Below are 11,694 nucleotides of genomic sequence, written 5' to 3' on the forward strand. Positions count from 1 at the left end.
GATCTTGGCGTCTTGGGCACGCGCATTGCCGTACACGTCCCGTCTGAAGGTCGGCCGAGTACGGGCCGGAGCGGCTGGCTGGGTCCGGTCCTCCCGACACCTCGGGCCGGCTCTGGGGCATGACCCCGATTCGTTTGGCAACCTTCAACGGCGTGTTTGCAGTTGCTGCGGTAGCTCCCGGGGAGCCGCTTCGCCGTGGAAGTGCACGCGGCCGTACACGTCGCGGGCTTGGACCAGCTCCGCCGGCCGGGCAGGTCGGACCGGTTCACCTGAGCCGGCCCGTGCCTGGTCCCGTCCGGCCCGACGCCTTCCACGTGTTACCCCGCGCGGGGAGGCTCCAACGGCGCCACCGCACGGGCGAGAACTCGTCCAGCGGCTCACCGCCTTCGTAGAGCGACTCGATGAAGGCTTGGCAGTGTGCCACCAGCTCGAGGTCATGCCAGCGACGAGCGGCCGCCAACACGCCGTCGGCGTCATAGACCGCCTCGTACATCACCTCGTTGCTGAGGGTGTAGACCTCCGGCAGCGGACCGCCCAGCTCGGCTGCCGCCACCGCGTCCGTACCAACGACCCGGGTCAACCCTCCGTGCTCGTGCCGCAGTCGCAGCACGTGCAGCTCCCACTGGGATAGGGGGTGAAAAGTTCCTCAACGACCTGCACCCGCCGGGTGGCGAAACCGTTCTCGGTGATCCGCCGATAAGTAGTTCTGGAACTCGGGGCGACGCGCCTCGAGGATCCGCAGCGAATTCTCCCACCGCCCGTCGGCGAATGCCTGCCACCCTTCGTCCCCGGGTTCCTTGAAGGTCTGCTGCCGTTCCAGCTTCCAGAAGCCAGGGGCGATGGTCTTCCAGAACCGATTCTCGAAATCGGCCCAGTAGCCTGCCAGGCTCAGTCGCTCGCCGGGGTCCCCGCGGAACAGGCCATGCATCAGGTATGTCCACCTTCGCCGCGATCATGGTCGACCGGGGAATGATGATAAGCCGCTCGCCCGGGGCCACCGAGCCCCCACCGGAAGTCGCCCCTCGTAGGTCTCGGTGAGGTCCTGCCCGATCACCGCGATGTCACCGTTGCTCAACTCCCAGACATCGGGACAGCTGCCGTCGCCGGACGTGTTACCCAACTCGTGTGAGGACTTACCCCAGCGGCGCGTGAGCTCGGCGGTAGGGTCCGCTTCGCAACGCTGTGCACTCATGCCAGCCCCGGTCTTGGTGTTCGTCCGCGCACTCCGAGTAACATCGAACTCGCTTGATAGCTGGTGAGCGATGTGGGGAGGCGGACGAATGGCAGACCCGATCATGGTCACCGCCGCGACGACGCTCGTCGCCTGGGCGACCACTGAGCTGGCTCAGAGCGGGCGCGCCGCTGTGGCCTCCCTGATCGAATTTCTGCGAACCCGCTTCCAGCACGAGCCGGCGACTCGCGCGGTCATCGAGGGTGCCTTACGGCAGCCCTCGCCGGAGGCCGTCGGCCGTCTCGCCGAGCTGCTGGACCGCGAGTCGCGCCGCGACGCGGCCTTCGGGGCCGAGCTGCGTGCCCGGTGGTCGAGGGCCGACGCCACGATCGCCGAGGTGGCTGGCGGCGTGGCGAACTCGGTCTCCGGCGATGTGCACGGCTCGGTGGTGCAGGCGCGGGACGTCCACGGCGGAATCCACCTCGGCGACGGTCCGACTCGATCCCGACGAGAAGGCAGGCGAGAATGAGAGATCCGGAGGGGCAACTGGCCAGTTTGGTTCACGAAGCGCGGCAATAGGCCCGCGGGCACCGAACCGGGCGCCTATCGCTTACAAGCTCTGTGCGTCCGCGTCCGGCGACGGCTGCACGCTCGGACGTTTGTCCGTGTCGGTGCTACTCAGCGTGCGGCCGTCCAGTCGGCTTGCTGTCAGCGTTGCTGTCGACAGCCATTCGGCGCGCTGGTCACGCGCGTCGCCACCGATTCCGTGAGTCGGTAGCCGAGGTGCGGCACCGCATGAGGGTTCCGTCACTGGTGAGTCCCATGGCGCCGGATGGTGAACAGAAGGCGCCCGGGTGCACGCCCTTGCGGGTGTACTCCGGCTGAGGGGCTTGGGTGGTGGGCCGCTTCGTCGTCGGCCTCGGTGGCGGCTTGGTGGTGGTCTTGACGGGAGTAGGCTTCTTGGATCTCGTCGGCGATGGTGCCGGCACTGACTTGGGTGAAGGGCTGATGGTTGGGGTTGGAGAAGGTGCCCCGCCGAGGACGCCACGGGTCGGAGCCGTCGCGCCGATCGCCGGGGCCGCCTTCTTGGTGCTGTCGTCGTCACCGAAGGCAGCGATGCCGCCGCAGCAGCAAAGTAGCGCCAATGTCGTGCCGATGATCGTTGCGTTGAGTTTCTTCCGGTTCACGGCGCCTCTATCGTCGTCCCTGCAGCTCCGGGGACATCGTGGTCCACCGGCGCAAGGCGTGGAGGCCCCCTATCGGTCACGATGGGATAGCGGAGCGTATTAGTTGTCATGCCGCAAGTAGGATGCTGGATCCCCGTTACGTCACGCTCGGCTCCAAGAGAGCGGCGTGCCGTGGCTCCGCATCAGCATCGTCGCTGGGGATCCTTCGCACCTAAGAGCTCCTAACTCTTTGAGCGTTGGAGTCGGCGCCAGCAGATGATGGCGCAGGCGAGGGTGAGGAACGCTTCGTGGATGTCGTCGCGGATCTCCCAGCGGATCCGCAGGCGGCGGAACCAGTGCAGCAGGGCGATGGTCTGCTCGACGACCCAGCGTCGGGTGCCGAGCCCGGAGCCGTGACCGACGCCGCGTCGGGCGATGACAGGTGTGATGCCCCGCGTGCGTAGCTCGCGGCGGTACTTGTCGAAGTCGTAGCCACGGTCGGCGTGGATCCGCTCGGGTCGTTGCCGGGGCCGGCCGCGGATGCCCTTGATTCTGGGAACCTTGTCGACCAGGGGCATGAGCTGGGTGATGTCGTGGTGGTTGCCGCCGGTCAAGGCCGTGGCGAGGGGGGTGTCGCCCGCGTCGGTGATGACGTGGTGTTTCGAGCCTGGCTTGCGGCGGTCGACCGGGCTCGGACCGGTTTTGGGCCGCCCTTGAGCGCCCGGACGTGGGAGCCGTCGATCACCGTCCGCGACATGTCCAACTGCCCGGCGGCCCGGAGTCTGCCCAGCAGGACCTCGTGCAGTCGTTGCCACACGCCGGCGTCGTTCCAGTCCCGCAACCGGCGCCAGCAGGTCATCCCCGACCCGAAGCCCAGCTCTTGGGGCAGGTACTCCCACGGGATCGCCGTGCAGAGCACGAACAGGATCCCGCACCACACCTTCCGGTCATCGAGAGGCCTACGGCCCGGGTAGCGGTGCCTGCGCGGTGGTCGGGGTGGCAGCAGCGGCACGATCTCGGCCCACACCTCGTCCGAGACGATCCACGGCGGCTGCTCACCCCTCCTCACGTTCAGACAGAACGATCCTCACGTCCCGAGGACACCCCCAACATCATTTCGTTAGGAGCTCTAACACGCTTCCGGTGCTACTCGGCTGGCATAGCCTGGCGATCGCCGCCTACGTCGTCGCCCTGAGCCACCAATCGCACGCGGGGGCGAGCTATGAATACTCGGACTGGGAGAGGCTGTGGATCTTTGGGGTCACCATCGGTGCGCCGCTACTTTTCACCGCCCTGCTCGCCGGCCTTATCCTGCTCCGAGGGCTTCCCAGAAAGGGCTGGATCAGCTCGGCGTCAGTCGCGGAACCGTCGTCGCCGCACCGATGCTCCTGCTGGTTGCGGCCTACTTCGAGTCGAGGTAGTCCCCGGCACGTGGCGACAGTCAGGCACCCGGTGCTGCTCTTGCTGACAGCCGGTTGACCAGCGTTGCCGTTGATTCGGGATGGAAGTCACGCCACGCTAATCGGGCATGCCATACCCGTCCTGCGCCACGCGATGGCCGCGGGACGAGAGATGAGACGAGATGTTGAGTAGTCACGAGGCCCGCGTTCTGGAGGCGATCGACGATGCGGAAGCCGTGAACCTGCTAGCTGAGGCCGTGAGGATCCCGAGTGTTACCGGTACGGCCGCCGAGTGCGAGATGCAGCACTGGTGCGCCCGCCTGCTCACCGAGGCCGGCCTGGATGTCGACCTCTGGGAGCTCGACCTCGCCGGGCTGCGGGACATGGCCGGTTTCCCAGGTACCGAGGCCCCGCGCACCGAGGCGTACGGGCTGGTTGGCGTCCTCGGCGGTGAGGGCACGCCGGCGCTCGTGCTGCAGGGGCACGTCGACGTCGTACCCACCGGTGACCTGGCCCGTTGGGAGGGCAACGACCCGTTCACGCCCTGGTTCACCGGCGACACCCTGCACGGCCGGGGCGCCTGCGACATGAAGGCCGGCCTGATCGCCAACCTGGCCGTGATCCGCGCCGTGAAACGATCAGGGGTGCGACTCGCCCGCCCGCTGGCCGTGCACTGCGTGGTGAGCGAGGAGGACGGCGGCCTCGGCGCCTTCGCCACCCTGGCGCGGGGCCATGGCGGCGAGGCCGCGGTGATCACCGAGCCGACCAACGGCACAGTCGTGACCGCCAATGCCGGCGCGCTGACCTTCCAGATCGAGATCGCCGGCCGGGCCGCGCACGGCGCCACCCGACGGGAGGGCGTCAGCGCCGTCGAGGTGTTCTGGCCGGTGTTCGCGGCGATCCGGCAGCTGGAGGCCAGCCGCAACAGCGCACTGCCGGCCCTGTTCGCCGGCAACACCCAGCCTTACCCCATCGAGGTCGGCACCGTACGCGCCGGCGACTGGCCCAGCAGCGTGCCCGACCTGCTCGTCGCCCAGGGCCGGATGGGAGTGCGGCTGGACGAGGACCCCGCCGACGCCCGTGCCGCCTTCGAGCAGGCAGTCCACGACATCGACCATCCCTGGTTACGCACCCACCCACCTACCATCACCTGGCCCGGCGGCCAGTTCGCCAGCGGTCGCCTCAGCCCAGGCCATCCACTGATCGACGAGATCACCAGGGCCGTCGCCGACACCACCGGCGTCACGCCCCCGGCTGCGGCCGCGCCCTACGGCAGCGATCTGCGGCTGTACAGCGCGGGCGGGATACCCTCCCTGCACTACGGGCCCGGCGACGTCCGCTTCGCGCACGCCCCCCGCGAGCAGGTGGACCTGCGCGAGCTCAGGACGGTGACCCGGGCACTCGCTCTCCTGACGGTACGGCGTTGCGGGATTCGCTGAAGGCGGGCTGCGGTACACCGGCCGCACCCATCCACTAACCGCTGCCCGGCCGGCTTGAGGCGCTGGTCGTCCCTGGAGGCGCAAGCGCATCTGCGACGTCATGATCCCCGGCCGGTTACCTCCCCGGACCGTCGGCACGGTCAGTGCTTTGCCTACTCGCCTCGGTGCGCCCGGTGGGCCTCCTGTTGGGCGTACAGCGGCCACCGGGTCGGGTCGGCCCGCATTTCGGTGAGCAGCTCCGGCCGGCACTCGGCGAGCCGCCGGACCTGTCCGTCGTGCAGCCAGCGCACCAGCCACCCGGCGGTCGCGGTGGCCGTGCTTCCGTGCCGCCAGCTCACGGTCATCCTGATGCGAACGTCTTCGGCCAGCCGGACGGTGTGCATCGCCCCTGCCGGGATCATGGTGGCGCTGGTGAGGGCCACCGCCCCGCCGTCCTCCAGGATCCGACGGCCGCTCGGCCCGTTGAGCGCGGTGAACCGGATCCGTGGTTCGAAGCCGGCTGCTCGGCACAGCGACACCACGGACTGGTGGTTGCGGGTGCCGGCCGGGCCGGTGAGCCAGTCGAGGTCGGCCAGGGGAAGGTCGGCGTACACACAGATGTGGGCGGCGAGCATCGCGGAAGCCCAGCCGGGACTGGCGATGTCGACGATGTGCTGCCGGACGTCTACCAAGGCGTCGTCGCGGAGCGCGTCGAGTAGCCCGCCGTAGCCGAACTCACTGGCCAGTTGCAAAGTTCCGGGCGGCACCGGTCGGCGTTCGCGACCGGTGACCAGGGAGACCACCGTGGCCAGGGGCACGCAGGTGCGCGAGCAGTTCGGCCAGCAGGCGAGCGGGCTGTACGCCGCCCTGGTCCGGTCGAACAGGGCGGCCCGCCACCGCCGTTCGATCCGCGCCACGCGGGCACTCACCGACGGTCGCGGCAACCCCAGCGGCCCGAGCCGGCCTGCGGGCCACGAAGGGTCCTGGTGCCCGGCTTTAGGGCTGTCCGTAGCGGTGACCGGGCAGGATCTGGGGCGCGGTCAGCAGGTAGGCGCCGCGGGAGTCCCAGTTAACCCGCCAGCCGGCGGTGAACGCATGCTGGAGCACGGCGCCCACGATGTGCTGCCAGGTGCTGGCCGCAGCCGGGTCCTCCCGGCGCAACGCGGCAATGTCGGCCGGCACTGCAACGAGCGCGGAGCGAGCGAGGGACCAGGCGTGATTGAGCACTGGCAGTCCCTCGACGGCAGCGACGGCCCACACCGGCTCGGCGTTGCCGTTGTCTGGTGTTTCGGATGCGCCAGCGAGACGCCAGGTGACGAGCAACCGGTCGTAGGGGAGTGAGGTGGGGGTGTCGGCGTCACGGAGACCTTCGTAACCGGGTACGAAACCCGCTACGGTAGCGCCGAGCCGGCGCAGGTTGAGGTTGGCGCTGACGGCGGCCATCGCGTCGAACGTCCAGCGGATCTCGGTGACGCCTCGCTCGAGAGCCCACGCTCGCTGGGCGAGCTTCAACGCTACTGCCACACCGCGGCCGCGCGCGGTGGGCAGTACCGCCATCGGGCCGGACTGTACTAGCGGCTGACCGCTGGCGGTCCACCCCGGCACGGCGAGCACCACGCCGACCGGAGCGTCACCGTCCCAGGCCAGAAGCATCGGCGCGCCGGCGGCGAGCAGGTTGCGTAGCAGGCTGGGTGGATAGAAGTGGTATCCCCGGCCCGGGGCGAAGACCCCGTCCAGGACGGTGACAGCGGCGGCGACATCGGCGTGCGTCTCGATGGGGCGGATCCCGACGCCGGCGTGGGAGGCGGCTGCTGCGGCCGGCTCGGCCGGTGCGGAGCTGGCAAGGGCTGCGATCGAAGCGGCCAATGGGTCAGGCGCGAACACCTGCTGGTTCGTCGCTTCAACCAAGTCGGTGATGGCGGCAGCAGCCCCGGCCGAATCGGTGGTGAGCGCCTGCCGGTCCTCGACGTGCCGCAGGTCGGCGATGACCTCGCCGATGACAGCTTCCGACGCGTCCGCGCACAAGACGGCGACGACGGTGCCGGCAACAGGGTCGGTGACGAGCTCAGACACGGCGGCCTGCCTTCGGCGTAACGGGAGATGTGGCAACCCCGATGGCCGCAGCCGGGGCGTTGGTCAGTCACTGTCCCGGCGTTGGTCGTCAAGCTAGTGACCATGCGGTAGCCCGCCGGTGAAAGGTTCCGGGAGGTCGTCAACGACCATGGGGCGGTCAGCGGCTGCGGGCAGTGCTTCGTCGTGATTCGTGCGCTCGTGAAGCGTTTCGGTGATGACGGTCTGTGCCTGGTCGTGTGGTTCGACCGGAGCTGGTCAACGCGTAGGGCCGGGCGGTGGCCGGCTTAGGCTGTGCGATCTTGTCACCCACAGTCATCAGGAGCTGTTTGATGGTCTTCGCGCGATGCTGGAGGCGGACACATGGCAGATCCTGCGGCTTGGGTTCACTCGGTGACAGGCGCCAGGTGTGGCGGTTCGCCGCCGGTCTTGAGGAATGTGACCGCTAGTTGGATCGCCGTCTCGGGCCGAAGTTGTAGGTGCTCCGCCGGGTATTCGGTGGGCACTCCACCGAAATCGAAGTGGAGCCCTTCGGTCGGGGCATTCGCTGTGGGGTCGTGGAGGTAGCCGCCGTCGTCGGCGATGTGTACCGCGAAGGCGTGGGTGGGGTGACCGAGCCCGATCTGGACGCCGGGCGGCAGGTCGATGACGGCACCAGTGGGTGGCTGGGGAGCGTTACCGTAGGCCCCCGGCCAGCATTTCGGACCGGCAGGGCCCGCAATGTGTGGCCAAGCTGCCACGGTGGCGGGGGCAATGGTCAGCCGTGCGAGCAACGGAGGACGCTGCTGGGCGTCCTGCTGCTCCGCTCGCGGAGGAGGTCTGCCGCGGTAGACGGTTCCTGAGGGATAGCCGTCGCCCGGAGGGCACGCTGCGGTGGCCGCGGAGCTTCTTGTGGTCTTCCTCTGCTTCGGGTGACAGCCTATGGGTGTCACCCCTCGTGGCGTCGTCTGTCACCCCGCTGCGCGGGATGTCACCCCCTGATGTGTCCGGGCGTCCGCTCAGAAGGCGGTAGATTCGGGTGGCGAGGGTGGCGACCTGGCGGACGGCCAGCCGGCCGAGGTTCACCAGCTTCGCCAGGGTCCGTTGCACGGTGCGAACCGAGACGCCGGCGTAGTCGGCGATCGTGGCGACGGACGGCCAGGCGTCTCCATCGCGGTTGGTGTGCGCGGCGATGGCGACCATGATGAGCCGTTCGGTGGGGCGCAGGTCCTTGGAAGCCAGCAGGGCTGCCTTCACAGCGGCACCGCCTCCGAGGTGGGGAGAGCTTGAGACTGTCACTGTTCACGACTCCGATGATCGATCTTGTCGAGGCGGGCGCAATGGTGCAGCCCGCGCCGACGTGATCCACGCTCATCTCTGTGGCAAGGTCAAGTCAACGCGACAGTCAGCCAGCGGGGTTCTTGCTTGCGCTGTTTCGGCGCCGCTTCTTCCGACGGTAAGTCCGGCGGTGCTCGAAGAGATCCACTGGTCGGGGTTGACGCATGCCGACGGTCCAGCGGATGACAGTCCCGTGCTGCTATGCCATGCCGCTGACTCCTGCGACGAGCTGTGGGGGCCGCCTCTTCGGTGAGGGCGTCGTCCGTCACGGCGATCCGACTGTAGGAGTCGATCGGCTTCGCGCTACGCCGCCGCACTACGTTCCGGGCGGGGCGGACGCCCGACGCTGGGGAGCTCGGTGAGCGGAGTTGACATCGGTTGCGGCGGCTCCGCTTCATGGTCACGGGCCGCCGTTACCCCTTGACGGCTCCCGCGGTGATGCCGGCGATGAAGTGGCGCTGTAGGAGCGCGTACGCGATGACCATCGGTGTGGACGCGACGACCACGCCGGTGAAGAGCAGCGGATAGTCGGTGAGGTATTCGCCGGTGAAGTCCAGCAGTGCCAGCGGCAGGGTGCGTTTGGCCGGGTCGTCGATGAACAGCAGGGGGTAGAGCAGGTCGTTCCAGTGCATGACGAACAGGTAGATCGCGGTGGCGGCGAGCGACGGGGCGGGCAGTGGCACCGCGACCCGGCGGAATGCGGTCCAGGGGCCGGCGCCGTCGAGTTCGGCGGCCTCGTACAGCTCGGTGGGGAGGGTGCGCAGGAAGCCGGCGAGGATGAACACCGCCACGGGCAGGGTGACCACCACGTTGATGAGCATCAGCCCGGTCAGGCTGTCGCGGAGGCCGAGCCGGTCGAACTGCAGGTACTGGGGAATCATCACCGCCTGCGCGGGCACCGCCAGGCCGGCCGCGAACACCGCGAACAGCACCCGGCCGGGCCAGCCCGGGAGGCGGGCGATCGCGTACGCGACGAGGCTCGCCAGCACCAGCGTGCTCGGCACCGAGACCGCCTGCCCGCCGATACAACTACTGGCTCGGCGGAAAGGACAATTTCCACGCAGACCGGGAGTCCGGCGACGTCATCGCGGCTGCCTTCCCGGGCGTCCGCCTGGGCGTGATGGAGAACCGCCGCTTCCTGAAACGGGCCGTCACCCATCTGGTGCGGGATGCAGAGATCCGCCAGTTCCTGGACATCGGTACCGGCATTCCGAGCGCCGACAACACCCATGAGATCGCTCAGGCTCTCGAGCCGGGCACCCGGGTGGTCTATGTCGACAACGATCCCATCGTCCTGGCGCACGCGCGGGCGCTGCTGGTTAGCGCGAGCGAAGGCGCGACCGCATACCTCGACGCCGACCTGCGGCAACCGGAGAACATCCTCACCCACCCGGATCTGCTCTCGGTACTCGATCTGGACCAGCCAGTCGCCTTGATGCTGGTGGCCGTGCTGCACTTTGTCCGTGACGATGAGGACCCGTACGGTCACGTGCGTCGTCTGGTTGACGCCTTGCCGTCGGGCAGCTACCTCGCCATGTCCCATGTGACGGCCGACTACTTCCCGCCCGAGGCGGCCCGCGCGGCCCGCGGCAGCCAGTCGTTCGGCCCGCACGGTGTGACGGCCTTCCGTAGCCGGGACGAGTTCGCCCGCTTCTTCGACGGGCTGGACCCCCTCGACCCGGGTATCGTCTCTGTCGTCGAGTGGCGGGTGGAGGACGAGACCGTCGAGCGTCCCACCGCGGCTGAGGTCGGCATCCACGGCGCGGTCGCCCGTAAGCCCTGAGCTGCTCAGCCGTCGGGCTGTGTCCCGGGTGGTGCCGCGGAGACGCGGCGACCTGCCCCCGGGCGTGGACATCGGCCTGGTCCACGGCATGCGGGCCGGGACGATCGTGGACCGACGCGTCCTTGGCGGCGACCCGCTCGATGCGCAGCTCGTGGAGCGGACCGGTCTGGGCGGTGACGTGCGAGCCGCCTGGTCAGAGGCTCGGCTGATGTCGACGAACGAGGAGCCAGATCCGGACAAAATGCTGCCGCCTGTGCGTGACGGAACTACTACTACCCGCTTTATCCTTGCCTGACTCGTCGCTCGTGCCGCCGCGGAGGGAGGTGCGTGATGGGCTGGTCGCAGTGGCTGATCGGGGGCGGGCTGATCCTCGTCGACGTGTGGGGCATCGCGTACTGGATCATGTTGCGCCGCGCCGGTAGCCACAAGCCGTTCTACTCAGATGGCTGCCCGAAGCCCCTAGTGGACAGTCCATTCCGCGCCGACGGATCTCGCAAGAACATCCTTCCGAAACCAGGAGACGGGGAGGTCGACGATCTGGAGCACCTTCTCGAACACGAATGGGAACACAGATAACCTGCTGAATGCTGGGTCGAGCGGACGCAACCCCGGTGATGACGGTTCACCAGACCGCCGGAGCGTCGACAGTCAGGTCACGGGTCGCTCAGTCCCGTGACCGTTACCTTCTTTAGCGCGCCTTAGCGAGCATACGATCGACAGTGCTCCTTGCGGCAGGACGATCCCGGCCTGACCGGCGAGTGCGCTGCCGAGTTCACGCTTCACGGCCACCTGCCCGCGTATGCAGGTCTTCTGGTCGGCTCCACGAGTTGCCACCGGGCCACTCCCGGCGGTGGTGGCGTCGATCAAGGTTCACCGGGAGCCGGCGTCTCGTACCCCTGAACCGCAGGCCGTCCGGATCGTCGACGAGCACCGCCCCGTCGGCGCGCTGCGCGGCCGGGTCTCCTGCCGAGCACAGCCAGGGCCGAGACGGTTGCGCCGAGGGGTCAGCACCACGCCGCGTCGGTCTGGTTGCCGACCCCGAGCGGGTACGGGGGAGCCGTCGCCACCGTGGACGCGACCGCCACCGCCGTCGGACTCGACGTGCTCAGGCGTGGCGGCAACGCGGTCGACGCGCCGGTGGCCGCGGCAGCGACCCTCGGCGTCACCGAACCCTTCTCCGCAGGCATCGACGGCGCGGATTCCTCGTCTACTAAGACGCGCGGATCGGGCAAGGCGCAGAGTGCATCCAGCATCGTGTGCCGGATCATGATCCCTCCGTTGGCCGCCTTCAGCCCGCCGCCCTCGTCGAGCCGGCCGCCGTCGATCAGCCGGGCGAGCCCGCCAGGGCCAAGGGCGGCCGGCCCTGCCA

General features: G+C 68.8%; 10 protein-coding genes and 3 pseudogenes. 6 read left to right on the top strand and 7 right to left on the bottom strand.

The genetic code is table 11. The features are described 5' to 3' along the window. Window positions 1-265: 265 nt before the first annotated feature. Window positions 266-928: pseudogene (locus ABUL08_RS04290) on the bottom strand (DUF6879 family protein). 352 nt (window positions 929-1,280) lie between these two features. Here ABUL08_RS04290 and ABUL08_RS04295 point away from each other — a divergent pair. Further along, entirely contained in the window at window positions 1,281-1,700 is a 420-nt protein-coding gene (locus ABUL08_RS04295; protein WP_350934719.1) for a hypothetical protein, read from the top strand. Between the two features lie 879 nt (window positions 1,701-2,579). Here ABUL08_RS04295 and ABUL08_RS04300 read toward each other — a convergent pair. Continuing rightward, window positions 2,580-3,379, bottom strand: a protein-coding gene (locus ABUL08_RS04300; protein WP_350938488.1) for an IS5 family transposase whose coding sequence is annotated in 2 segments (ribosomal slippage) — window positions 2,580-3,043 and window positions 3,043-3,379 — 801 coding nt in all. Because the reading frame shifts where the segments join, the coding sequence is not laid out codon by codon here. A gap of 540 nt (window positions 3,380-3,919) precedes the next feature. Here ABUL08_RS04300 and ABUL08_RS04305 point away from each other — a divergent pair. Next, on the top strand, window positions 3,920-5,176 hold the full coding sequence (locus ABUL08_RS04305; protein ID WP_350934721.1) for an ArgE/DapE family deacylase: 1,257 nt from the start codon (window positions 3,920-3,922) through the stop codon (window positions 5,174-5,176). Between the two features lie 152 nt (window positions 5,177-5,328). On the opposite strand, the gene ABUL08_RS04310 is transcribed toward ABUL08_RS04305, so the two are convergent. From ABUL08_RS04310 to ABUL08_RS04330, 5 genes are all read right to left on the bottom strand, one after another. After that, complete coding sequence (locus ABUL08_RS04310; RefSeq protein WP_350934724.1) at window positions 5,329-6,072, bottom strand: LysR substrate-binding domain-containing protein; 744 nt, start codon at window positions 6,070-6,072, stop codon at window positions 5,329-5,331. A gap of 79 nt (window positions 6,073-6,151) precedes the next feature. Then, window positions 6,152-7,228 carry a GNAT family N-acetyltransferase gene (locus ABUL08_RS04315; protein ID WP_350934726.1) on the bottom strand — a complete coding sequence of 359 codons (1,077 nt, stop codon included), beginning with the start codon at window positions 7,226-7,228 and terminating at the stop codon, window positions 6,152-6,154. Window positions 7,229-7,611: 383 nt separating this feature from the next. Beyond that, a complete protein-coding gene (locus tag ABUL08_RS04320) occupies window positions 7,612-7,998 on the bottom strand; it encodes a hypothetical protein (RefSeq protein WP_350934728.1) in 387 nt (128 codons plus the stop codon). Further along, entirely contained in the window at window positions 7,901-8,503 is a 603-nt protein-coding gene (locus ABUL08_RS04325) for a helix-turn-helix domain-containing protein (protein ID WP_350934730.1), read from the bottom strand. The genes ABUL08_RS04320 and ABUL08_RS04325 overlap by 98 nt, the downstream gene beginning before the upstream one ends. Window positions 8,504-8,955: 452 nt before the next feature. Then, complete coding sequence (locus ABUL08_RS04330; protein WP_350934732.1) at window positions 8,956-9,546, bottom strand: carbohydrate ABC transporter permease; 591 nt, start codon at window positions 9,544-9,546, stop codon at window positions 8,956-8,958. Window positions 9,547-9,554: 8 nt separating this feature from the next. On the opposite strand from ABUL08_RS04330, the pseudogene ABUL08_RS04335 reads away from it, so the two are divergent. The 4 genes and pseudogenes from ABUL08_RS04335 to ABUL08_RS04350 form a co-directional block, all read left to right on the top strand. Next, window positions 9,555-10,325: pseudogene (locus ABUL08_RS04335) on the top strand (SAM-dependent methyltransferase); the annotation flags it as partial. A 64-nt stretch (window positions 10,326-10,389) separates the two neighbouring features. After that, entirely contained in the window at window positions 10,390-10,620 is a 231-nt protein-coding gene (locus ABUL08_RS04340) for a hypothetical protein (protein ID WP_350934733.1), read from the top strand. A gap of 35 nt (window positions 10,621-10,655) precedes the next feature. Beyond that, a complete protein-coding gene (locus ABUL08_RS04345; protein WP_350934736.1) occupies window positions 10,656-10,901 on the top strand; it encodes a hypothetical protein in 246 nt (81 codons plus the stop codon). Between the two features lie 465 nt (window positions 10,902-11,366). Continuing rightward, window positions 11,367-11,519: pseudogene (locus tag ABUL08_RS04350) on the top strand (gamma-glutamyltransferase); the annotation flags it as partial. Window positions 11,520-11,694: the final 175 nt, after the last annotated feature.

The organism is Micromonospora sp. CCTCC AA 2012012, from assembly GCF_040499845.1.
Classification (GTDB): Bacteria; Actinomycetota; Actinomycetes; order Mycobacteriales; family Micromonosporaceae; genus Micromonospora; species Micromonospora mangrovi.

Bases quoted from the DNA above. Each gene is read 5' to 3' on its own strand.
- ABUL08_RS04295 (WP_350934719.1), top strand. From the start codon at position 1,281: ATGGCAGACCCGATCATGGTCACCGCCGCGACGACGCTCGTCGCCTGG.
- ABUL08_RS04305 (WP_350934721.1), top strand. From the start codon at position 3,920: ATGTTGAGTAGTCACGAGGCCCGCGTTCTGGAGGCGATCGACGATGCG.
- ABUL08_RS04345 (WP_350934736.1), top strand. From the start codon at position 10,656: ATGGGCTGGTCGCAGTGGCTGATCGGGGGCGGGCTGATCCTCGTCGAC.